Consider the following 23,267-nt stretch of genomic DNA (forward strand, 5'->3'; position numbering starts at 1 on the left):
GTTTCTCCTTCCGCCCCACGATCGTCACGGGATACCCCGCCCGGTGCCGGTCAACCCCACCTGTCCCCTTCCGGCGCGGCCGTCACCCGTGACGGTGATCCCCCGACGGCTCCCCGCCGCCCGCCCTTGACGGAAGCGCGAGGCGGGGCCTAGGGTCCGGGCTTAACCGGTTCAGACCCGGTGGCGTCACATCCTTGTGGTGGGGATGACCGCCCCTGTGGCGGCTCGCGGTCGGCGTGGGCCGCCACAGGCCGTCGCGCCGAGCGGGGCGCGCACTTAACCGGTTGCTTTCCCGAACGCATCGTCCTACGCTGATCCCTGCGCACGACCAGGGAGTCGAGCGGCGGCTGCCGGGCTACAGCCGCCACGACCGTGACCAACCACCGCAACCCCGCCAGGGCAACGGGGTCGACACTTCCTGAGGAAAGCCATGAGAAAGCGACTCTCCGTCGCCGGCGCCGCCCTGCTCACCGTCCTCGCCGCCGTCTTCGCGTTCGTCCAGCCGGCCCACGCCGCCGCCGGGTTCTCGGTCGCCAACGGCCGACTGTACGACGCCAACGGCACCGAGTTCGTCATGCGTGGCGTCAACCACGCCCACACCTGGTACCCGCAGCAGACCAGCTCCTTCGCCAACGTGAAGGCGTTGGGCGCGAACACCGTCCGGGTGGTGCTGGCCAGCGGCGACCGCTGGGCCAAGAACAGCGCCGCGGACGTCAGCAACGTCATCTCGCTCTGCAAGGCCAACCGGCTGATCTGCGTGCTGGAGGTGCACGACACCACCGGCTACGGCGAGCAGAGCGGCGCGATCACCCTGGACCGGGCGGTCGACTACTGGCTGAGCATCGCCGCCGCGCTCAACGGCCAGGAGAAGTACGTCATCGTCAACATCGGCAACGAGCCGTACGGCAACCAGGGCTACGCGACCTGGGCCACCGACACCAGCAACGCGATCAAGCGGCTGCGCGCCGGCGGCCTCGCGCACACCATCATGGTGGACGCCCCGAACTGGGGCCAGGACTGGTCCTTCACCATGCGGGACAACGCGGCGACGGTGTTCAACGCCGACCCGGCGAAGAACACCGTCTTCTCGATCCACATGTACGGCGTCTTCGACACCGCCGCCGAGATCACCGACTACCTCGGCCGGTTCCGCAGCGCCGGGCTGCCCATCGTGGTCGGCGAGTTCGGCTTCAACCACTCCGACGGCAACCCGGACGAGGACACCATCCTCTCCTACAGCCAGGCCAACCGGATTGGCTGGCTCGGCTGGTCGTGGAGCGGCAACGGCGGCGGCGTCGAGTACCTCGACATGGCCACCAACTTCGACCCGGCCCAGCTGACCAGCTGGGGCCAGCGGATCTTCAACGGCGCCAACGGCATCAAGGCCACCGCCAGGGAGGCTTCGGTCTACTCCGGCAGCACGCCGTCCCCGACCACGCCCACCCCGACCACCCCGCCGCCCACCACCCCGCCCCCTGCGGGCGGCTGCACGGCCAGTTACACCATCGTCAACCAGTGGCAGGGCGGCTTCCAGGGTGAGGTCAAGGTGACCGCCGGCTCGGCCGCCGTCACCGGCTGGACGACGAAGTGGACCTTCGCCAACGGCCAGACGGTCACCCAGTCCTGGAACACGGCGCTGAGCAGCTCCGGGGCGACGTACACCGCCCGCAACGTCGACTACAACGGCCGGCTCGGCGCCGGCGCCAGCACCACCTTCGGCTTCATCGGCGGCTGGAACGGCAGCAACCCCGCGCCCGCGGTGACCTGCACCGCGAGCTGAGCCCCGCGTACCATCGGTGGCCGGGTCCGCGCGGACCCGGCCACCTCCCTGGCGGGTACGCGTCAGCGTGCGCGGCGCAGCACCAGGGTCGCGAAGCCCAACAGGTTGCGGTACCCGCGCAGCCACTGGTCCCGGTGCTCCTGCGCGACCGTGAGCGCTTCGGCGGCGTCGGGATGGCCAGGGTTGTCGAGCGCCCACTCGGTGAGCGAGCCGACCCACGACCATTCGTAGTCGTCCCACTCGGCGGCGTCGCTGACGTGGGCGTACACCGGCGTCCAGCCGGCCCCTTCGGCGACGTCCACCAGACCGGCGAGATCGGGGAAGTCCTCCGGTTTCGCGTCGAGCGCGGCCAGTGCCGCCGGAGTCGGCGGGGCCTCCCAGAAACCCTCGCCGATCAGGAGGATCCCGTCGGAGTTCACGTGCCGGCCAGCCGTCCGCAGCGTCCCGGCGAACCCGTCGAAGACGTGGGTCGACCCGACGCACAGCACCAGGTCGTAGTCGCCGTCCGGCACGTACGTCCGGGCATCGCGCTCGTGCAGCGTGAGCCGGTCGGTGAGGCCCTGTTCGGCGGCCGCTGCCGCGGCGCGTTCGAGGGCGTACGGGCTCACGTCGACACCGTCCGCGTGCCCGTCGGGGTGAAGAGCGAGGGCCTGCATGGCCCAGGCTGCCTCCCCGCAGCCGAGGTCGAGAACGCGTGCCGCCGGTCGCCGGTCCGCCCGGCGCAGGAGCCGGTTGACGTTGACACCGGAGATCGGTGCCGCGATCGGGTGGTGCGAGTGCGCGATGCTGCTGAGCCGTTGACGATCCACGGTTGACAGTGAACACGAGAACGACAGCGCCGGTATCCCGGCCGGTACCCGCGGCGTGGCGATGTCGCCGTCCGAGACGACCGCGCCACGGCTCCCGCCGGATCCCGGGCCAGGGTCTGCCGCCGGCATGCCGCAGGTGTCAGGTGTCTGTCGGAGACGTCGGCCGCAGACGCTTGCGCTCGACAACGCTCGTTGCCGTCACCACGCTCAGCGGCGGCACGTCCTTGGCGACGACGGCGCCCGCGCCGACGACCGAGCCCCGACCGATCGTCACGCCAGGGGTGACCGTGGCAGCGGCGCCGATCCAGACGTCGTCCTCGATGACGATGGGCGCGTGCGTGATGAAGTCGTACCGTTCGTCGAGCTCGACGGGGTGCCCGGCCGTGCTCAGGGTCACTCGGGGACCGATCAGGACGCGGTCACCGATGGTGATGCCCCCGTAGTCGAGGAAGAAGCAGCCCTGATTGATGAACACGCGCTCTCCGAACGATGCGCCGAGCCCGTAGTCGCAATGGAACGGGGGCAGGATGGACAGCGAGTCCGGGACCGGTCGACCGAAGATCTCGGTGAGTACCGCCCGGCGCGCGTCGAGGTCGTCGAACGGCAGCACGTTGAGGCGCGAGGTCAGGTTCATGACGAGCTGTACGCGCTCCGCGAAGGCTCGGGACTCGGGCGTCCGGGTTCGTAGCCGTTGCTCGTCGCGCACGAGGCGATCTTGGCACGGTGAGTCAGAGACCGGGTGACGACCCACCGGCCGGGCTGTGGTCGGCCGCCCTGACGCAGAATTCGTTGCCGTCGGGATCTGCCAGCAGGACTGCGCTGTCCTCACCGATCCCGGTCGCAGTGGCGCCAAGGGAGATCAGCTCGTCGACCGCCGCTTGCTGGTCGCCGGCGGCCGCGATGAGCTCGAAGCGCTGGCGGTTGGGCTCCTTCTTCGGGGTCACCGGAGGGCCTGCCCATGCGATCTTGGTGCCGCCGCGCGGTGACTGGACCGCGGTCTCCTCGTCCTGGTCCCACACCAGCGGCCAGCCCAGCACCTTGCTCCAGAACAGGCCGACGTCCCGGGTGCCGTCACAGGCGAGCTCACCCAGGAAGCCGCACCCGGCGAGGTAGGCGTTGCCGGGCTCGATCACGCAGAACTCGTAACCTGCGGGGTCGGCGAGGACGACGTGCTCGTCCTCAGGTCGCTGCCCGACGTCGAGGTGGCGGCCACCAAGCTTGAGCGCCATCGCCACCGTGTGCTTCTGCTCATCGAGATCGGCGCTGGTCAGGTGCAAATGCATGCGGTTCGCCCCGAGTTGGCCCGCGCGGCCCGGAACGAACCGAAGACCGAGCTGCGCGTCCTCGCCCGGCAGAAGCGCCCCGGCGGCGTCCTCGACGACCTGCCGGCCGAGCAGAGCCGCCCAGAACTGCGCCGCGCGAGCCGGGTCGTTCGCCTCGAAGCTCAATGCCTGCAGTCGCGAACGCATCGTCAGACTGTAGACACCGTTCCGGCATGACGAAAAGCAGTATCCACCCGGCCATCCGGACGACCGCTTGTGCCGCTGACAGTTGACGCGCCGATCCGGCCGGCGGGGCGAGTCCGGCGCTGCCCGCAAGCGGGTGGGGACACTATGGTTCTGACGTGCACATCCGTTTCGACGTCCCCGCCGATCCCGCCTACCCGGGCCGGGTGGCCGCTGCGCTCAACAGTGTTCGGCTGCGCAGGTACGGCTATGTCGGCGCGGTGCTGGCGGCGGCCGGGGCGATCGGTCTCGCCGTCTCGCGGGGGTTCGGGTGGGGTGACCGGATCTCGCCGCTCTGCACGTCGATGGTCGTGGTGGGCCTGCTGTCGATGCTGTACTCACCGTGGGTGCAGTGGCGCGCCCGGCGCCGCTCCAGCCACTACGCCGTCGAGGGCGGCTACGACATCACCGACGACAACATCATGATGCGCAGCGGCTCGGAGTCCGGCGGCATCGCCTGGGACGGGGTCACCCAGGTGAGGGAGACTGCTGAGTTCTGGATCGTGTACGTCGGCCGGATGCCGGCGACCGTGATCCCACGTCGACTGATGTCGGCCGGGGACGCCGAGACGTTGCGAGCCTTCATGGCCAGCCGGTCGTGGCTCCCGGATGTAGCCGGTTCCGATGGACCACCGAGCCGATGAGAGCTGCGCGTCGTCTCGACGGGCGATCGGGCTACCGCGCCTGAGCCGGTCGCGAGGGGGCGTCGAGGAGTGCCTCGTACCGGTGGAGGTCACCGTTGGTCCCTGCGTGGCGGAACCCGGCCGGTTCGGCGGAAGAGGACGGGTCGCGGAACCCTCGGGACACGGGCAGAGCCGCGCCGGCTGGATCACATGGGCGACACAACGAGGACTTCATCGGTGGCGCTCTGTACCTTCACGTGATGCCAGCTCCCATGCCGCGGCGCATGCGGCTCCAGGCCGGCCGGACGGGGAGAGCGGACGGCGACGGAGCCGGGACGACGCGCATCCACGCCTCCGGCGATGTGTACGTCGACAGCAGCGTCAGAAGTGTCAGCAGCAGCAGCGTCAGCTACGCCGCGGATCGCGCGACCTTCGCCGACGACCTGATGCCGGCCGTGCTGACGGCCGCCCCGCTCCTGCTGGTGCTGCTCCTGCTGTCGTTGACCGGTCAGAACGTCCTCCTCCGGTCGATCCTTCAGGAAGGGAACGCGCTCGGCCTCACGGCGCTGCTTCTGCCGCTGTTCCTGCCGACCATCGCGGCTTCACTCGTCTATCTCGCCCGGCATCGCGGGTGGCTGGGCTGGAGCGTCCCTGCCACCAACTGGTTGGCGGGTGGCCTCGCAGCCGGCTTCGCGATCTTCGTTCCGTTGACCTACCTGTTGTTGCAGCTCGGCGCCTTCGTGGTGAGTCTCGGGTGGATCATGCTCCGGCGCCGACTGGCGCGTCATCGCAAGCGAATCGCGGTCGTTGCGATCATCGTTCTCGCGGCGTGCATCGTCGAGGAGGGTCTCGCCGAGTCGGCCTGGCCCCGATACAGCCTCTCCCGGATCGCCGTCGGGCGTGTGGTGGACGGCCTGACGCGGATGAACATCGGTGACGCCGGCAAGAAAACCGAACGGTCGGTGCTCGTGGTCAGCGTGAACGATGGTTACGCGATCGTCGCATCGACCGGATATCCACCGAAGGTCGAGAGCATGGCCCCGAGCGAGTTGGCGGCCGGCCGGCTCTGCCAGCTCAAGCCCCGGGGAAGCCAACTGAGCGCCTTCCAGTGGATCGGCAGAATGGTTCCCGATGACCGTCGGGCGTCCCCTGCCGCCGAGTACTGCGTCGACCCGGTGGCTCACCAGCCCGACTGAGGCGGGCGAGCCCTCGGTGGGACCCGGTGCGGTCAGGCGACGTCCTACTCGCGCATTGCCAGCCGGGCGGCCCGCATCCGCAGATAGTGCTGCTCGGGCAGGCTGGTCGTGCCGCCGGCCGCCGCCCGGTAGTGCGTGACGGCCCGGTCCCGGTCCCCGGCCATCTCGTACAGGTGGGCCCGGGCCGCGTCGAGCCGGTGGTGCCCGGCCAGCCGGGGGTCGGCGGCGAGGGTGGCGAGCGCGGCGAGGCCGGCCTCCGGACCCTCCACCATGGCCGTCGCCACCGCCCGGTTGAGCGCCACCACCGGATTGCCGGAGAGCCGTTCGAGCACCTGGTAGAGGGCCAGGATCTGCGGCCAGTCGGTGGCCTCGGCGGTCGGCGCCTCGTCGTGCAGCGCGGCGATGGCGGCCTGGAGCTGGTACGGCCCGACCGGCCCCCGGGTCATCGCCCCGGTGACCAGCGCGGTGCCCTCGGCGATCGCGGTCGCGTCCCAGCGGGACCGGTCCTGGTCGGCCAGCGAGATCAGTTCGCCGGACGGGCCGGTGCGGGCGGCGGCCCGGGCGTCGGTGAGCAGCATCAGCGCGAGCAGCCCGGCGACCTCGCTGTCGTCGGGCAGCAGCGCGTGCATGGCCCGGGTCAGCCGGACCGCCTCCTCCGACAGGTCCACCCGGCGCAGGTCGGGGCCGAGGGTGGCGGTGTGCCCCTCGGTGAAGATCAGGTAGAGCACGTGCAGCACGGCCGCCAGCCGCTCCTGCCGCTCCCGCCGGTCGGGCAGCCGGAACGGCACCCCGGAGTCCCGGATGCGCTGCTTGGCGCGGCTGATCCGCTGGGCCATCGTGGCCTCGGGCACCAGGAACGCCCGGGCGATCTCGGCGGTGCTGAGCCCGCCGACGGCACGCAGGGTCAGCGCGATCGCCGACGCGGTCGACAGCGTGGGATGGCAGCAGAGAAAGAGCAGCACCAGGGTGTCGTCCCGGTCGGTGGCCAGCGACTCGTCCGCCGCCGGGGCGGCCCCCCGCCGGTCGGGCTCCCGCCGGGCGGCGCGATCCTCCCGCTCGCGCCGGGCCGTCTCGGCCCGGACCAGCTCGATCATTCGGCGGTACGCGACCTGCACCAGCCAGCCGCGCGGGTTGTCCGGCAGGCCCTCGGAGGGCCACTGGGTGGCCGCGTCGAGCAGCGCCTCCTGCACGGCGTCCTCGGCGGTGGCGAAGTCACCGAAGCGGCGGGCGAGCACGCCGAGGACCTGCGGCGCCAGTTCGCGCAGCAGGTCCTCGACGGTGCGGTCCGGGGTGTCCAGTCGTCACATCTCCTGCGGCGGTGCCGACATCACCGGGTGGACCTCGATCGGCATGTTGAGCGGCCGGCCGCCGGGGCCGGGCGCGGTGGAGATGTGCGCGGCGATCTCGACCGCCCGCTGCGGGGTCTCGCAGTCGACGATCCACCAGCCGGCGAGGAACTCCTTGGTCTCGGCGAACGGCCCCTCGGTGACCACCGGCGCGCCGCCCGCGCCGGCCCGGACGATCCGCGCCTGCTGCGGCCCGCCCAGTCCCTCGCCCTGGACCCACTCGCCGTCGGCGGCGAGCTTGCCGTTCACCTCCCGCATGAACCCGAGGTGCGCGGCGATCTCGTCCGGAGTCCAGGTGTCGATCGAAGGGAAGTCGGTCCCGGCGGCGCTGAACTGCATCAGCAGCATGTACTTCACGGCTGGCTCCTCACGTCCGAGCACCGATTCTCGGTGCTTGCACCCGTAGGTAGAAGCCGCCGCCCCGGTTCTCGACATCCGTCGGGAAAGAATTCCGAACTTTCTCAGTCGACCGCGGTGACCTCCAGCAGCAGCGCCTGTTCCGGGTGCAGCGCCGGCAGTTGCACCCCGACCGTGCCCAGCACCGCCCCGCTCAGGGTGACCCCCTTCGGCAGCCAGCCCGGCTCGGTCAGCTGCAGCACCGCCGGCTCCGGCAGGCCCGCCGGCGGGCGTACCGCGTAGCGGCGGGCCGGGTCCAGGCCCGGCAGGCGTACCGCTCCGGGCACCTGCGCGGCGGAGGTGGTCAGCCGGGACACCGCGTACACCGCCTGGGAGCCGTCGTGGGCGATGACGCCGTGCGCCTGCACGGCCGGGTCCGGGTGGTCGACCCGGACCACCCGGCCGGAGTGCAGCAGCGGGCGGAGCCGCTTGTGCAGCGCGACCCAGGCGGCCAGCTCGGCGCGCTGCGTGGCGTCGATCGACCCGATGTCCCACTCGATGCCGTGGTGGCCGAAGAGCGCGGTGACGGCCCGGAAGCCCAGGTCGTGCACCCGATGGGTGGTGTGCGAGCGCTCCGGTCCGATGTGGGTGCCGACCAGCTCCGGCGGGAGCAGCAGCCCGGTCCAGCGTTGGATGGCGAGCCGCTCCAGGGCGTCGTTGCAGTCGCTGGCCCAGACCCGGTCGGTGCGCCGCAGGATCTCCAGATCGACCCGGGCCCCGCCGGAGGAGCAGCTCTCGATCTCCACCTCGGGGTGCCGGCGGCGCAGTTCGTCCAGCAGCCGGTAGACCGCCACGGTCTGCGCGTGCACCCCCGGCCGGCCCCGGTGGCCGGCCTCGGTGAGGTCGCGGTTGTGGTCCCACTTGAGGTACGCGATGCCCGGGTGCTCGGTGAGCAGCGCGTCGAGCCGCCCGAGCAGGTGCGCGTACGCCTCCGGGTGGGCCAGGTCGAGCACCTGCTGGTGGCGCCACTCCAGCGGTAGCCGGCCGGGTGTGGCGAGCACCCAGTCCGGGTGGGCGCGGAACAGGTCGGAGTCGGCGTTGACCATCTCCGGCTCGACCCAGAGCCCGAACTGCATCCCGTGCCCGCGCACGTGGTCGATCAGCGGTTGCAGCCCGTCCGGCCAGACCCCGTCGTCGACGTACCAGTCGCCCAGGCCGGCCCGGTCGTGCCGGCGGCCCCGGAACCAGCCGTCGTCGAGCACGAACCGTTCCACGCCCACCTCGGCGGCCCGGTCGGCCAGCGCGGTGAGCCGGGCCAGGTCGTGGTCGAAGTAGACGGCCTCCCAGACGTTCAGGGTGACCGGTCGGGGGGTGCCCGGGTGCTCGGGCCGGGCCCGCAGGTGGCGGTGCAGCACGTCGCTGAGCCCGTCCAGGCCGGCGGCGGAGTGCACGGCGTACAGCAGGGGAGTGGGGTATTCCTCGCCGGGGGCGAGCACGATCTCCCCGGGGGCGAGGAGTTCCCCGCCGCCCAGGGTGGACTCGCCGGTGGGCCGGCGTTCGGCGACGGTGACGTGGTCGCCGCTCCAGGCGGTGTGCACCGCCCACACCTCGCCGTGGCCGAAGCCGAAGCCGGGCGTGCCGGCCACCAGCAGCAGCGTGGCGTCGTGCCCGGTCCGCCCGTGCCGGCCCTCCCGCGCCCAGGCGCCCATCGGCCAGGGGTGCCGCTGCGGCGCGCGTTCCCGGCACCAGCGTCCGGTGAGGTCGAGCAGTTCGGTGGCGACCGCCGGCACCGGCAGCACCGGGGTCAGCTCGCGCAGCTCGTAGGGGGCGTCGCCGTCGTTGCGCAGCCGGTGCCGCAGCGTCAGCAGGCCGGTCGGGTCGAGGGTGATCTCGACGATGAGGGAGAGGGCCGCCGCCGGGTCCGACGCCCGCACGGTCACCCGGGCCGCGCCGGGCCCGTCCCGGTCGTCGTCGGCTTCGGATACGCGCACCGGCTCACCGCCGAGGGCCACGCGGCCCGGTTCCGGGCCGGCGGCACTGCCGCCTCGCGTCCCGTCAGCGCCGCCGGTCGTGGTCCCGTCGGCGACGTCGAGCCGGTCGAGTCGGAAGGCGGTGGACCAGGCGGTGCCGTCGCGGTGACCGGCGAGTCCCGGCCGGCCGCTCCACCCGGCACTCGCCTCGGGCAGCAGCGACAGCACGGTCGGCGCGTCGAAGCTGCTCGGCACGACCGGCGGGATGGTGGCGTCGACCAGCGCGGGCAGGTCGTCGGCGGGCAGCGGGCCCAGGTCGGCACCCCAGTGCACGACCCGGGGCAGGCCCGGGCCACGCGCGTCGAGCACCAGGCTGGTCGCCGCCCGGCGCAGGTGGATGACGGACGGGTTCGTCATGGCCGCTCATTTCTCCGTGAGGGCACGCCCGGCCCCGTCGTGACGGTGCCGGGCGGCCGGCGAGGTCAGCCCTTCGAGGCGCCGAGGGTCAGCCCCCGGACGAACTGCTTCTGGAGCAGGAAGAAGATCACCAACGTGGGGATGGCGACCAGCACCGAGCCGGCCGAGACCAGGTTGTTGTCGGTGAAGAACTCCCCGCGCAGGTTGTTCAGCGAGCTGGTCACCGGGAACTTGTCGCCGCTGCGCATCAGCACGGTGGCCCAGAAGAACTCGTTGTAGATCCAGGTCACCTCCAGGGTGGCCAGCGCCGCCAGGGCCGGCCGGCACAGCGGCATGGTCACCTGCCAGTACTGCCGCCAGACGCTCGCGCCGTCGACCATCGCCGCCTCGTACAGGTCGCGGGGGAGCGCCTTCATGTAGTTGCTCAGCACGAAGACGCAGAAGCCGCACTGGAAGGCGACGTTGACCAGGATCAGCCCCCAGTAGCTGTCGTAGAGCAGCTCCGAGTCGCTCATGAACTCCGGCAGCGGCACCTCGGTGAAGAGCCGGAACAGCGGGATCAGCAGCGCCTGCTGGGGCAGCAGGTTGGCCGCGGTGAAGAGCCCGAGCAGGACGATGTTGAGTTTCCAGCTGAACCGGGCGATCACGAACGCCACGCAGGAGGCCAGGAAGAGCGTCAGCAGCACCGCCGGGACGGTGATCCAGACCGAGTTGAGGAAGTGCTTGCCGAACTCGGCGGTCTGCCAGGCGGTGACGTAGTTGTCGAGGGTCCAGCCGCCGAGCGAGGCGTACCCGTTCGCGGCGGTGTAGTCGTACGACCGGAGCGAGGTCAGCACCGCCCAGAGGATCGGGAAGAGCCACCCGATCGCCACCGCACCCAGGAACAGGTGCAGCGCCACCCGGGCCGGCCGCAGCGGCGCGCGGCGCTTCGCCGGAGCGTCGGCCGCCGGCTCGCGGGTCATGGTCGACGCGCTCATCGCCGGTCCTCCCTCATCACGGTGGCCAGGTAGATGGTGATGAAGACCAGGGAGACGACCAGCATGATCGTCGCCAGCGCGGAGCCGAAGCCGATCCGGCTGGCCTCGCCCACCACGTTCTGGGTGACCAGCGCGGAGAGCAGTTCCAGTCCGTTGCGGCCCTTGTTGATCACCCAGACCAGGTCGAACGCGCGCAGCGACTCGATCACCGTCACCACCAGCACGATGATGTTGATGGGCCGCATCACCGGGAAGACCACCCGGAAGAAGGTGCTGGTCTCCGAGGCGCCGTCGACGGCGGCGGCCTCGCGCAGCGACGGGTCGACGCCCTTCAGGCCGGCCAGGTAGAGCAGCATGATGTAGCCGACGTGCCGCCAGCCGGCGGCGAACATCACCGCCCAGATGTTGACGTTCGGGTCGCCGTACCAGTCGGTGTCGCCGCCGAGCACGGCGTTGAGCAGGCCCTGGTCGCGGGAGTAGATGAGCTGCCAGACGAAGCCGATCAGCGCCAGTGAGAGCACCACCGGCAGGTAGAGCGCGGTCTGGTAGAACCGGCTGCCGCGGATCTCCTTGTCCAGCAGCACGGCGAGGAACATCCCGAACGGGGTGGCGACCACGAAGAGCGCCGCCAGCCAGAGCAGGTTGTTCTGCACCGCCGGCACGAACGGCGGGTAGATGTTGACCACGTCGGAGTAGTTGCGACCGCCCACCCACTCGATCTCGCTGAGCGGGCCGATGCCGTCCCAGTCGGTGCCGGAGAGGGCCACGGTGGCCAGCGCCGGCAGCCAGACCAGCGCGACGACGAGCAGCAGCGGTACGAGCACCATCAGCGTGATCACCACGCGGTCGGTGCGGGACAGGAGCCGTAGCCGGCGGCCGCGACCACCCGTGGAGGTGGTGGTCGCGGCCGGCGACGGCACGGCGTGATCCGCTTGGATCAGGGGCAGGTCGGACACGAGGTCCTCCCCCTCTCGCCGTCAGCTGGTGAAGATCGACTTCTTCTGGTTCTCGATGCTGTTCAGCAGCCCGTCGATGTCCTTCGGGTTCTTGATGAACTGCTGGAGCGCCGGAATGATCACAGTGGAGGCGAAGTCCGGCCGAGTGTCGCGGTCGAGGAACTGGGCGATCTCGGTGGCCGAACCGACCAGCTCGGCGGCCTTCTTCTGCAGGGCGGTGTAGCCGCTGGTGTCGGCGCCGCCGTTGGCCACCAGGGTGCTCGGGTCGTTCTTCACGGTGATGTCCGCGGCGGCCTTCGAGCCGACGTACTCCAGCAGCTTCTTGGCGTTCGCCTCGGACTTCGGCTTGCGGGCCATCATGTAGCCGTCGATCGGCGCGTCCAGGGCCTTCGCCCCGATCGTCGAGTCGACCTCCGGGAAGGTGAAGAAGTCCAGGTCGTCCTGCTCCTCGTTGCTGAACTGCTGAGCGACGAAGAGACCGAGCAGGTACATGCCGCTCTTCTTCTGCTGCAACGACTGGGCGGCCTCCTGCCAGGTGCGGCCCAGGCTGTCGGCCTGGTGCAGCGGCAGCAGCCCGTTCCAGGCGTCGAAGACCTTCTTCACCTTGTCGGAGGTCCAGGCCTCCTTGCCGGCCATCAGGTCGACGTGGAACTGGTAGCCGTTGATCCGCAGGTTGAGGATGTCGAAGGTGCCCATCGCCGGCCAGCCGTCCTTGTCGGCGAAGGCGATCGGGGTGAGGCCGTCCTTCTTCATCTGCGCGCCGAGGGCGTTGAGGTCGTCGAGCGTCTTGGGCACCTGGTACCCGCGCTGCTGCCAGACCGACTTGCGGTAGAAGACGGCCCACGGGTAGTACGACGACGGCACGAAGTACTGCTTGCCGTCGTCGCCGGTGGAGGCCTTCTTGAACGCGTCGGAGTAGCCGGAGAGCTTGCCCCAGACGTCGCTGAGGTCGCCGGCCAGCCCTTTGGCGGCGAAGAACCGCATCCGGTAGCCGGCGAACCACATGAACACGTCGTCCGGCTTGCCCTGCAGGTAGTTGTTGATGTTCTCCTGGAACGTGTTGTGGTCGACCGTGTTGACCTTCGGCTCGATGCCGGACGCCGTCTGGAAGCCGGCCATCACCTTGGCGATGACCTCCTTCGGCTTCGGGTCCGACTGGTTCGAGCCGATCGACACGGTCTTGCTGTCCGAGCCGGAGTCCGAGTCGGAGCCGCAGCCGGCCAGCAGGCCGGTGCCGAGCAGCGCGCCCGCGCCCGCGCCGGCGAGCAGTGAACGCCGCCCGATGCCGGCGACGGAGGGCGGTACGAGCCGGGCGAGGTACTCGGCTTCGGTACGGGGACGGGACATGGTGCCTCCTGCGGATGAAGAGGTGCGGCGCCCAAGGGTGGTCAGTGATGGAGGTGCCGGCGTGTCCGCGAATGCCAACACAGATTCACCGAGATCCAACATTGGCGAACAAGAACAGCCGGTGGCGCTTGAAGCTACCCCTTGGTGCGGCCGTGTCAAGAGGGCTGCTTGGGATCGATACCGCAGTGTTGACAAGGGATCCCGTTGGTAAACGTTGGAAACGAGTCGATGTTGGAAAGTGTTGACTTGCGCGGTCATCGGGGGCACTCTCTGCACTCATGCGGCAGCACGGCACCTGGCAGGGCGACGGCATCTTCTACGGCGCGGACTACAACCCGGAGCAGTGGCCGGAGGAGGTCTGGGCCGAGGACGTGGCGCTGATGCGCCGCGCCGGCGTCGACCTGGTCTCGGTCGGCATCTTCTCCTGGGCCCTGCTCGAACCGACCCCCGGCCGGTACGAGTTCGGCTGGCTGGACCGGGCCCTCGACGTCCTGCACGACGGCGGCATCAACGTCGACCTGGCCACCGCCACCGCCAGCCCGCCGCCGTGGCTGGCCCACCGGCACCCGGAAACGCTGCCCCGCACCGCGGACGGCACGGTGCTGTGGCCCGGCGGGCGGCAGGCGTACTGCCCCAGCTCGCCGGTCTTCCGAGAGCGTTCGCTCGCCCTGGTCGAGGCGGTCGCCGGCCGGTACGCCGAGCACCCCGCCGTGGTGATGTGGCACATCTCCAACGAGCTGGGCTGCCACAACGTGCACTGCTACTGCGACGTCAGCGCCGAGGCGTTCCGCCGCTGGCTGCGCGAGCGCTACGGCGACCTGGACACCCTCAACGCCGCCTGGGGCACCACCTTCTGGAGCCAGCGGTACGGCGACTGGGCCGAGATCAACCCGCCGCGCAGCGCGCCGACCTTCGCCAACCCCACCCAGCAGCTGGACTTCCTGCGCTTCTCCTCCGACGAGCAGCGGGCCCAGCTCCGTGCCGAGCGGGAGGTGCTCGCCCGGCTGGTCCGGCAGCCGGTTACCACGAACTTCATGATCGGCACCGGGATCAAGTACCTGGACTACCACTCCTGGGCGTCCGACGTGGACGTGGTCTCCAACGACCACTACCTCACCGCCGCCGACCCGCTGTCGCACCTCGGGCTGGCGCTCGCCGCCGACCACACCCGCGGCGTCGCCGGCGGCGACCCGTGGCTGCTGATGGAGCACTCCACCAGCGCGGTCAACTGGCAGCCGCGCAACGTCGCCAAGACCCCCGGCCAGTTGCGCCGCAACAGCCTCGCGCACGTGGCGCGCGGCGCCGACGGGGTGCTGTTCTTCCAGTGGCGGGCCTCCCGCGCCGGGGCGGAGAAGTTCCACTCCGCGCTGGTGCCGCACGCCGGCCCGGACACCAAGGTGTTCCGCGAGGTGTGCCGGCTCGGGGCCGACCTGAAGGCCCTCGCCGAGGTGCGCGGCAGCCGGGTCGACGCCGAGGTGGCGATCCTGTTCGACTGGGAGGCCTGGTGGGGGGCCGAGCTCGACTCGCACCCCAGCGTCGACGTCACCTACGTCGACCGGCTCCAGGCGCTGCACGGCGCGCTCTGGCGGGCCGGCGTCACCACCGACGTGGTGCACCCCTCGGCCGACCTCAGTGGCTACAAGCTGGTCCTCGTGCCGACCCTCTACCTGGTCCGCGACGCCGACGCCGAGGCCCTGCGCCGGTACGTCGACGGTGGCGGCACCGCCCTGGTCACCTACTTCAGCGGCATCGTCGACGAACACGACCACATCCGCCTCGGCGGGTACCCGGGGGCGTTCCGCGACCTGCTCGGCGTCCGCACCGAGGAGTTCTTCCCGCTGCGCGAGGGCGAGCGGGTACGCCTCGACGACGGCGCCACCGCCGACGTGTGGACCGAGTGGCTGCACCCGGAGGGCGCCGAGGTGCTCGCCTCGTACGCCGACGGGCCGCTGCCCGGCGTCGCCGCCCTCACCCGGCACCGGGTGGGCCGGGGCACCGCCTGGTACGTCGGCACCCGGCTGGACGAGGCGGCCACCGACCGGCTGGTGGCCCGGCTGCTCGCCGAGGCGGGGGCGCGTCCTCCGGTGGCCGCGCCGACCGGCGTCGAGGTGGTCCGCCGCCGCGACGGCGACCGGTCCTGGCTCTTTGCCATCAACCACACCGACGCCGAGGTCCGGCTCGACGTCACCGGCACCGAGCTGCTCGGCGGCGCACGCTGCACCGGTGAGCTGCGCCTGCCGGCCGGCGAGGTGGCGGTGGTCCGGGAGGGACACGCCGGTCCGGTCCCGCTCGGCGACCCGACGGCGACGGCCTGACCTGCGTACCGTTTCCCCGTCCGCCCGGTTAGGAGGTTCGATGCTCGCCCAGCAACGGCAGACCGCCATCCTCGAACTGATCCGGCAGCGCGGCGGCGTGCGGGTCAGCCACCTGGTGAGCCGGTTCGGGGTCTCCGACATGACCATCCGGCGGGACCTGGAGGTGCTCGCCGAGCGGGGGCTGATCGACAAGGTGCACGGCGGGGCCACCCTGGCCGGGCCCGGCTCGGCCGAGGAGCCCGGCTTCGCCGCCAAGTCGATCCGCCAGCAGGGGGAGAAGCGGGCCATCGCCGAGCACGCCGCCGGCATGGTCGAGCCCGGCATGGCGATCGCCCTCTCCGCCGGTACGACCACCGCCGCCCTGGCCACCATGCTCGCCGACGTACGCGGGCTGACCGTGGTGACCAACTCGATCCCGGTCGCCGACGCGCTCTACCAGAATCCGCGCGCCGACCAGACCGTGGTGCTCACCGGCGGCATCCGCACCCCGTCGGACGCGCTGACCGGGCCGGTCGCCGAGGCGGCGATCAGTTCCCTCAACGTCGACCTGCTCTTCCTCGGCGTGCACGGGATGAGCCCGCGTACCGGCTTCACCACGCCCAACCTGCTGGAGGCGGCGGTCAACCGGCGGCTCATCAGCGCCGCCCGGCGGCTGGTCGTGCTGGCCGACCACACCAAGTGGGAGACCATCGGCATCGCCACCATCGGCCCGCTGGAGGAGGCCGACGTGCTGATCACCGACGCGAAGCTGCCGCCGGAGGGGCGCCGGCAGATCGGCGAGCAGGTCGGCGAGCTGGTCGTCGTCGAGCCCGACTGACGACGGTCCCGGCCGAGGTGGGTGGCCGACCGGCGGGGACCGGGACGCCCCGCCGCGCTTCCAGGCACTTCACAGCCGTTCCGGTTACGGTGCCCTGGGTAAAGTCCGCGCTCCACCCCGGAGCGCGTCGTTCGTGCTGCGGGAGTGTCGATGGTCTTCAAGAAGATGCTGAGCGCGTTCGGTGTGGGTGGGCCCAGCGTCGACACGGTCCTGGCCAACCCGAACACCCGGCCGGGCCTGACCCTCGACGGGCAGGTCAACCTCGTCGGCGGCGACGCCCCGGCGAACATCGAGCAGATCACCGTCGGGCTGGTCACCCGGGTGGAGATCGAGGGCGGCGACACCGAGTACGCCGGCATCATGGAGTTCCAGCGGATGGCGGTCAGCGGGCCGTTGCAGCTGGCGCCGAAGCAGCAGCTGTCGATCCCGTTCCAGCTGCCGGTGCCGTGGGAGGCCCCGATCACCGACGTCTACGGCCAGCGCCTGCGTGGGATGACGATGGGTCTGCGTACCGAGCTGGCGATCGCCCGGGCGGTGGACAAGAGCGACCTGGACCAGGTCAACATCCACCCGCTGCCGGTGCACGAGCGGATCCTGGAGGCCTTCCAGCGGTTGGGCTTCCGGTTCAAGCACGCCGACCTGGAGCGCGGTCACATCCGCGGCACCCAGCAGACGCTGCCGTTCTACCAGGAGATCGAGTTCTTCGCCGCGCCGCAGTACGCCCAGGCGGTCACCGAGGTCGAGCTGACCTTCGTGACCAGCCCGCACGGTGTCGAGGTGATCCTCGAGTGCGACAAGCGCGGTGGTTTCCTCAGCGCCGGCCACGACGCGTTCGGCCGGTACACCGTCTCGCACGCCGACGCGGACCGGGTCGACTGGGCGCAGGTCGTCGACGGCTGGCTGCGCGAGACCACCTCCCGCTACGGCAGCCTGCGCGGCGCGGGCTTCGGCGCCCCGCACGGCCGCGGCCACCGGGGTCACGGCATGGGCGGCATGGTCGCCGGGGCGGCCCTCGGCGTCGCCGGTGGCATGGTCGCCGGGGAGATGATCGAGGACGCCTTCGAGGGCGACTTCGGCGGCGGGGACTTCGGCGGCGACTTCGAGTGAGTCGACGCGACGATGGCCCCCGGGACTCGTCCCGGGGGCCATCGTTCTCACGGCGTTGATCTCGTGGGTCAGTGACGGGCCTTGCGCTCTTCACTGCTGCGGAAGTTGCTGCCGGCCTTGGCCAGGCCCCGGCTGCCCAGGTAACCGATGGTCAGCAGGGTGATGAAGAACCAGGCCTGCGGGGCGCGGAAGATGTCCACGCCGACCGAGTTCTTACCGACCAGGAACGACGCGGCCAGTATGCCGATCACGCCGGCGATGTAGACCCAGAACTCCGTCGTACGCAGCGACGGCTTGGTTTCCGTGCCGGGTGCCTGCATCACCTGCTCGCGGTGCCCGTCGTGCATCATGGGCATCGGACGGGTCGGTGCCTCGTTCATCGCCGCCCGGTTGGGCGCGTCCTGCATCGGCCGGTTGATGGGCCTGGTGGATGCAGCCTGCGTGCTCATCTGGTCCTCCTCAGGATTTGATGAGTACCTGCACTCCCTCGCCCCGCTACCGCGTTTCGGCCACGGCACGGTTCGCGTTCATGGCGCGGGCAACCTCCGTCTACCCGACGCCCCCGAGAGGTAACACCGGCTCACCAGCGGATTGTGGTCGCCGGTGGCGCCCTGCGGGGAGAGCGCCACCGGCGTGGTACGTCAGCGCAGGCCGTTGCGCACGGCCACCCGGACGAGCAGCTCCGGGTCGTCGGTGATGAGGCCGTCCACCCCCAGGTCGATCACCCGCTGCATGACCGCCGGGTCGTTGACGGTGTACGGCACGACCGCGAGCCCGTACCGCCGCTGCAGCTCCGGCACCCTCGGGCCGTGGAAGTAGGCCGGGTCCTCCCGCAGGTACCAGTCGGCCGAGGCGACGGTGCCCTGGCCCGGGTCGTGCACCTGCCAGTTGGCGGAGACCGTCGTCGCGCCGGAGGCGCGGACCAGCTTGCCGAGGTCCTGGTGCTGCCACCAGTCGAGGCCGCCGGTCCACGGGCTCTTGACCGACGGGTCGCCGTATACGGCCTGCAGCGAGCACTCGTCGGCGAGGGAGGCGCACTCGGCCGGGCCGTACTGCCAGACCAGGGCGACCGTCCCGATGCGCGGGTCCAGCCGGTGGGCGTAGCGGATGGTGCGCCAGTCGAACGACTGGATCGTGGTCCGGCGGGTGAAGCCGGCCCGCTGGATCGCGCCGACCAGCCTGCGGGTGAAGCTCGGGTACGGCTCGGTGTCGTCGACCAGCGGGCTGATCTTCGTCTCCACGTTCAGCCGGACGTCGTCGCGGCCGCTGGCGCGCACCAGGGCGAACACCTCGTCGAGGGTGGGAATCCGGGCGCCGGGCGCGGCGACCTGGGCCGGGAACTCCGGCAACGTCCGCGAGCCGCAGTCGACGGTTTTCAGCTGGGCCAGGGTCAGCTCGTGCACCGGCTTGCCGACGTAGGGGAACTCCGGGTCACCCGGGCGGGCCGGCGCGGTGTCGACGCAGTGCGAGCCGTTGACGGTCCGGTCGTGCAGCACCACCAGGTGCCCGTCGGCGGTGACGCCGGTGTCCAGTTCCAGGGTGGAGATCGCCGGGTTCTCCAGCGCGTGCGCGAAGGCGGGCAGGGTGTTCTCCGGGCGGGTGGCCCGGCCGCCGCGGTGCGCCTGGATGTCGAACGGCGAGGCGTACGCCGCGGGCAGGTGCCGGCCGCGCGTGGCCAGCAGGTCGCGGAGCCGGTCCGGGTAGTCGGTGATGAGCCCGTCGACCCCGTCGTCGAGCAGCTTCGCCATGGTCGGCACGTCGTCGACGGTCCACGGGATCACCTTGATCCCGTTGCGGTGCGCGTGCTCCACCATGTCCTTGGTGACGTACGGCCGGTAGCCGGGGTCGGTGACGGTGCCGTTCTGCGGGAAGCCGTGCACCGGGGAGAACGCGCTCGCGCCGAAGCTGCGCACGGCCCGGATCGGGTCGCCGGCGAAGTCGTCGATGTCCAGGCCGCCGAGCCAGGGCGACGCGCCCGGGCGGCCGACCTGGAGGAAGTCGTAGTTGGTCAGGGCGACCAGGGGCAGCCGCGGCTCGACCTGGCGCATCCGCATCAGTGCGCCCCAGTCGAAGCTCTGGACGGTGACCTGCTTGAGCAGCCCGGCGGCACGGACCTCCCGGGCGGTCACCTGGACGAACTGCTCGCGGGGTGCGGTCTCGGTGGGCGCGCCGGCCTCCACCTTGGTCTCCACGTTGAGCGTCACGTCGTCGGCCCGGTAGCGCTTGACCAGGTCGAAGACCTCCCGCAGCAGGGGCATCCGGGCGCCGGGCACGGCCAGCTGGCCGGGCTTGTCCGGCAGGGTCCGGGAGCCGCAGTCGAGGGTGCGCACCTGGGCCAGGGTGAGGGTGTTGACGTATCTGCCGACGTACGGGAACTCCGGGTCCCCGGGGCGCACCGGGGCGGTGTCCACGCACTTGGCGCCGCTGACCCTGCGGTCGTGGGTCACCACGGCCTGGCCGTCCTCGGTGATCTGCACGTCCAGTTCCAGCGTGGCCACGCCGAGCTGGAGGGCGTTGCCGAACGAGGCGAGGCTGTTCTCCACCCGCAGCCCGAGGCCGCCGCGGTGGGCCTGGAGGTCGAAGGTCCGCTCCGGTCCCGGTCGCGCCTGGGCGGGCGCGGCCAGACCGGATGTCACGGTCGCCACCACCAGGGCGGCGATGGCGGTACGGCGCATTCTGCGCACGCTGTCTCTCCTACGGGGGCGGGCGGTTCCCGCCAACCCGCCGGTCAGCATGGGCAGCGGGAACGGCCGGCAGGCGAGCGGCGGGCGGCCGGCCGGTGAACCGGCGCGGACCGGTTTGGTCGCGGCCTGGCCGGGCAGGCAGTGGATTACCGCCAGATCTGCGAGGTGATGGACGTGCGTGACAACGACACGATGCGGGAGTCCGCCCGGCTGGCCGAGGAACGCCTCACCGCCGGTGTCTACGGCGAGGGCGCCCTGGACGAGGTGACCGTGCCGCAGACGGACGTGCTGCGGGTGATCCAGGAGCAGGATCCGGACGATCCGGCCGACGCCCCGGTCGACCCGACCGTGCTGCGCGACGGCGGCCCGACCCGGGGGCAGGGCGCGATCACCACCACCGGGGGCACCGCCGGCCCGGCCAGCGTGCGCCGGTTGGCCCGCCAGCCGGAGCGACACCGCGGCAAGGTCGCCCCGACCACCACCGGCGACGCCACCACGGGCGGCCTGAGTACGCCCGCCGGTGGCTCGACGAGCGACCAGTCCGCGAACGCCGCACAGGTGGGCAACTTCACCAACGATCGCGCGAATCCCGGCTGACCCGGTTCCGCGACGATCGCGGACAGAGTGGCAGTGGCCTCACCCGCACGGGTGAGGCCACTGCTGTCCACATCGCTCCTCGCCGGTGGAGCCGGGAGCAGGGGTCAGGACGTGGGGCGGAGCACGCCCAGCCGCTGGGTGGCCCGGGTCAGCGCCACGTAGAGGTCGCTGCGCCCGCGCGGGGACTCGGCGACGATGGCGTCCGGGTCGACCACCAGGACGGAGTCGAACTCCAGGCCCTTGGCCTGGCCCACGGTCAGCACCACCACCCGGCTCTCCAGCTCCGGCTGCTCGCCGACCGCCGCCTCCGGCAGTGCGGCCACCACCGCGGCGGCCAGCTCGTCGGCCCGGCCCGCCGGCACGATCACCCCGAGGCGCCCGTCGTCCAGCCCGGCGGCCTCCCGGGTGGTCGCCGCCACCAGCTCCTCGGCCAGGCCGGCCGCGTCCACCGCACGGTCCCACGGCGGTACGCCGCCGGCGCGTACCGAGCGGGGTGGGCGCAGCGCGGGGTCGATCTCGGCGAGCACCTCGGCGGCCACCGCCATGATCTCGGCGGGGGTGCGGTAGCTGACGGTCAGCTCCTCCAGCCGCCAGCGCCGGGCCACGTACGGCTCCAGCGCGTCGGCCCAGGACGGGGTGCCGGCCAGCGCGCCGGTCTGCGCCACGTCACCGACGATGGTCATCGACCGGCTCGGGCAGCGGCGCATCAGCAGCCGCCAGGCCATCGGCGACAGCTCCTGCGCCTCGTCGACGATCACGTGCCCGAACGCCCAGCTCCGGTCGGCGGCGGCCCGCTGCGCGGTGGTCAGCCGGTCGGCCTCCTCCTGCCGCTCCAGCAGCCGGTCGGCGTCGATCAGGTCGGTGACGCCGAGGATCTCGCCACCGTCGGCCTCGTCCTCCACGTCGATCGAGCGGGAGCCCTTCCAGATCTCCAGCACACCCTCGGCGTACTCGCGCTGGAAGGAGCGGATCCGCTCGCGGCGGGCCGCGGCGGCGCGCTCGTCCTCGCCGAGCAGCTCGGCGGCCTCGTCCAGCAGCGGCACGTCGGCCGGCGTCCAGCCGCCCGGCTCCCGGTGCAGCAGCGCCCGCTCGGCGTCGGTGAGCATCGGCGCGGCGGCGGCGATCCGGTCGGTCGAGGCGTACAGGTCGGCGAGCAGGCGCTGCGGGGTGAGCACCGGCCACAGCTCGTCGAGCGCGGCCCGGATGCCGGGCTCCTCGCGCAGCTCCCGGCGGATCTCGGCGCGGTCGGCCTCCTCCAGCAGGTTCTCCCCGCCCAGCGGGTCGGCGCCGATCCGCTCGGCGATCTGCGCGGCGAGCGCGTGGACGACCTCGACGTCGAACACGGCGCGGGCCAGGTTGTGCGGGCGGCCGGAGCGGCGGGCCCGGTCGCGGGCCTCGCGGACCATCTCCGGGTCGAGCCGCACGGTGTCCCGCTCGATCTCGATCTCCAGCGGCTCGTCGGGCACCCACTGCCGGTCACGGACCGCGGCGGCCAGCACCTCGGTCATCGCCGTCCGCCCCTTGAGCGCCGCCGTCTCGGCCGGTTCGGCGCGCCGCGCGCTGACGCCGGGGAAGAGGTCGCCGGGGGTACGCAGCAGCACGCCCGTCTCGGCCAGCGTGGGCAGCACCTGCGAGATGTAGCGCAGGAAGGTCGCGTTCGGGCCGACCAGCAGCACGCCCCGGCTGGAGAGCTCCCGCCGGTGGGTGTAGAGCAGGTACGCCGCGCGGTGCAGCGCGACGGCGGTCTTGCCGGTGCCGGGGCCGCCCTGCACCACCAGCACGCCGGGCAGGTCGGCCCGGATCACCCGGTCCTGCTCGGCCTGGATGGTCTCCACGATGTCGCGCATCCGCCCGGTCCGGCCAGCGTTGAGCGCGGCGAGCAGGGACGCCTCGCCGGTCAGCTCCTCGTGCGCGGTGGGGGAGGCGGTGGCGAGGTCGAGCACCTCGTCGTTGAGCCCGGTCACCTTCCGCTGCCGGGTACGCAGGTGCCGGCGGCGCTTGACGCCCTGCGGATTCGCGGCGGTGGCAAGGTAGAACGGCCGGGCGGCGGGGGCCCGCCAGTCCATCAGCAGCGGGTCGTAGTCGCCGGTGGAGTCGAAGATGCCGATCCGGCCGATGTAGTGCCGGGCCCCGTCGGTGTCGTCGAGCCGGCCGAAGCAGAGCCCGTTCTCCACGGCGGAGAACTGCTCGACCTGGTCGGCGTACATCTGGACCGCGCTGTCGCGCTGGGACCGGGCCTGCAACGTGCCCCCGGTGTTCCGCAGTTCCTCGGTGAGCCGCTGGGCGGCCTGCTCACGCATGTCGTCCAGCCGGCCGTAGAGCAGCGAGACGTACTCCTGCTCGCGGCCGATCTCGTCGTCGTGCCGCTGCGCGACGGAACCGTCGGATTGCGTTGACAAGCCGTCTCCTCGTCATTTAAAATAGCCGCAGGAATGGCCATCGTCGCCATTCCTTTTTGTTTCTCCGAACGGAGAAAGATACCGCG

Annotated in this window: 19 protein-coding genes; 7 read left to right on the forward strand and 12 right to left on the reverse strand. The window is 71.7% G+C overall.

Going from position 1 to position 23,267, the window contains the following annotated elements; genetic code table 11:
* Positions 1-430: 430 nt before the first annotated feature.
* A complete protein-coding gene (locus FHX75_RS26015; RefSeq protein ID WP_154942973.1) occupies positions 431-1,780 on the forward strand; it encodes a cellulase family glycosylhydrolase in 1,350 nt (449 codons plus the stop codon).
* 62 nt (positions 1,781-1,842) lie between these two features.
* On the opposite strand, the gene FHX75_RS26020 is transcribed toward FHX75_RS26015, so the two are convergent.
* From FHX75_RS26020 to FHX75_RS26030, 3 genes are all read right to left on the reverse strand, one after another.
* A complete protein-coding gene (locus tag FHX75_RS26020; RefSeq protein ID WP_154942974.1) occupies positions 1,843-2,589 on the reverse strand; it encodes an SAM-dependent methyltransferase in 747 nt (248 codons plus the stop codon).
* Positions 2,590-2,728: 139 nt separating this feature from the next.
* Positions 2,729-3,295 (reverse strand): sugar O-acetyltransferase, encoded by a 567-nt coding sequence (locus FHX75_RS26025; protein ID WP_154942975.1) that lies wholly within the window; start codon positions 3,293-3,295, stop codon positions 2,729-2,731.
* Between the two features lie 22 nt (positions 3,296-3,317).
* Positions 3,318-4,058 carry a VOC family protein gene (locus FHX75_RS26030; RefSeq protein WP_154942976.1) on the reverse strand — a complete coding sequence of 247 codons (741 nt, stop codon included), beginning with the start codon at positions 4,056-4,058 and terminating at the stop codon, positions 3,318-3,320.
* Positions 4,059-4,213: 155 nt separating this feature from the next.
* Here FHX75_RS26030 and FHX75_RS26035 point away from each other — a divergent pair, with 155 nt between their 5' ends.
* Positions 4,214-4,738: a YcxB family protein gene (locus tag FHX75_RS26035; RefSeq protein WP_154942977.1), complete on the forward strand. Its 525-nt coding sequence runs from the start codon at positions 4,214-4,216 to the stop codon at positions 4,736-4,738.
* A 239-nt stretch (positions 4,739-4,977) separates the two neighbouring features.
* On the forward strand, positions 4,978-5,913 hold the full coding sequence (locus FHX75_RS26040; protein ID WP_154942978.1) for a hypothetical protein: 936 nt from the start codon (positions 4,978-4,980) through the stop codon (positions 5,911-5,913).
* A 44-nt stretch (positions 5,914-5,957) separates the two neighbouring features.
* Here the strand turns inward: FHX75_RS26040 and FHX75_RS26045 are convergent, their stop codons facing one another.
* From FHX75_RS26045 to FHX75_RS26070, 6 genes are all read right to left on the reverse strand, one after another.
* Complete coding sequence (locus FHX75_RS26045) at positions 5,958-7,148, reverse strand: RNA polymerase sigma factor (RefSeq protein ID WP_246158628.1); 1,191 nt, start codon at positions 7,146-7,148, stop codon at positions 5,958-5,960.
* A gap of 66 nt (positions 7,149-7,214) precedes the next feature.
* Positions 7,215-7,607, reverse strand: coding sequence for a YciI family protein (locus FHX75_RS26050; RefSeq protein ID WP_211364607.1), 393 nt, complete (start codon positions 7,605-7,607; stop codon positions 7,215-7,217).
* Between the two features lie 113 nt (positions 7,608-7,720).
* On the reverse strand, positions 7,721-9,982 hold the full coding sequence (locus FHX75_RS26055; RefSeq protein ID WP_154942981.1) for an alpha-galactosidase: 2,262 nt from the start codon (positions 9,980-9,982) through the stop codon (positions 7,721-7,723).
* Positions 9,983-10,047: 65 nt separating this feature from the next.
* The gene (locus tag FHX75_RS26060) at positions 10,048-10,959 is read right to left on the reverse strand and encodes a carbohydrate ABC transporter permease (protein ID WP_211364585.1); all 912 of its coding nucleotides are present in this window, start codon (positions 10,957-10,959) and stop codon (positions 10,048-10,050) included.
* Positions 10,956-11,915 (reverse strand): carbohydrate ABC transporter permease, encoded by a 960-nt coding sequence (locus FHX75_RS26065; protein ID WP_154942982.1) that lies wholly within the window; start codon positions 11,913-11,915, stop codon positions 10,956-10,958. Before FHX75_RS26065 ends, FHX75_RS26060 begins: the two co-directional genes overlap by 4 nt.
* Positions 11,916-11,936: 21 nt before the next feature.
* Positions 11,937-13,262, reverse strand: coding sequence for an ABC transporter substrate-binding protein (locus FHX75_RS26070; protein ID WP_154942983.1), 1,326 nt, complete (start codon positions 13,260-13,262; stop codon positions 11,937-11,939).
* Between the two features lie 278 nt (positions 13,263-13,540).
* On the opposite strand from FHX75_RS26070, the gene FHX75_RS26075 reads away from it, so the two are divergent.
* The 3 genes from FHX75_RS26075 (at position 13,541) to FHX75_RS26085 (ending at position 17,501) form a co-directional block, all read left to right on the forward strand.
* A complete protein-coding gene (locus FHX75_RS26075) occupies positions 13,541-15,577 on the forward strand; it encodes a beta-galactosidase (RefSeq protein WP_154942984.1) in 2,037 nt (678 codons plus the stop codon).
* Between the two features lie 40 nt (positions 15,578-15,617).
* A complete protein-coding gene (locus FHX75_RS26080) occupies positions 15,618-16,394 on the forward strand; it encodes a DeoR/GlpR family DNA-binding transcription regulator (RefSeq protein ID WP_154942985.1) in 777 nt (258 codons plus the stop codon).
* 150 nt (positions 16,395-16,544) lie between these two features.
* A complete protein-coding gene (locus FHX75_RS26085) occupies positions 16,545-17,501 on the forward strand; it encodes a sporulation protein (RefSeq protein ID WP_154942986.1) in 957 nt (318 codons plus the stop codon).
* 68 nt (positions 17,502-17,569) lie between these two features.
* On the opposite strand, the gene FHX75_RS26090 is transcribed toward FHX75_RS26085, so the two are convergent.
* Positions 17,570-17,950: a hypothetical protein gene (locus FHX75_RS26090; RefSeq protein ID WP_154942987.1), complete on the reverse strand. Its 381-nt coding sequence runs from the start codon at positions 17,948-17,950 to the stop codon at positions 17,570-17,572.
* A 192-nt stretch (positions 17,951-18,142) separates the two neighbouring features.
* Positions 18,143-20,176 carry a glycerophosphodiester phosphodiesterase family protein gene (locus tag FHX75_RS31780; RefSeq protein WP_246158697.1) on the reverse strand — a complete coding sequence of 678 codons (2,034 nt, stop codon included), beginning with the start codon at positions 20,174-20,176 and terminating at the stop codon, positions 18,143-18,145.
* A 183-nt stretch (positions 20,177-20,359) separates the two neighbouring features.
* On the opposite strand from FHX75_RS31780, the gene FHX75_RS26105 reads away from it, so the two are divergent.
* Positions 20,360-20,782, forward strand: coding sequence for a hypothetical protein (locus tag FHX75_RS26105; protein ID WP_154942989.1), 423 nt, complete (start codon positions 20,360-20,362; stop codon positions 20,780-20,782).
* 104 nt (positions 20,783-20,886) lie between these two features.
* Here FHX75_RS26105 and FHX75_RS26110 read toward each other — a convergent pair whose 3' ends face one another.
* Positions 20,887-23,181 (reverse strand): HelD family protein, encoded by a 2,295-nt coding sequence (locus tag FHX75_RS26110; RefSeq protein WP_154942990.1) that lies wholly within the window; start codon positions 23,179-23,181, stop codon positions 20,887-20,889.
* Positions 23,182-23,267 lie beyond the last annotated feature (86 nt).

The organism is Micromonospora palomenae (assembly GCF_007829925.1).
Taxonomy (GTDB): Bacteria; Actinomycetota; Actinomycetes; order Mycobacteriales; family Micromonosporaceae; genus Micromonospora; species Micromonospora purpureochromogenes.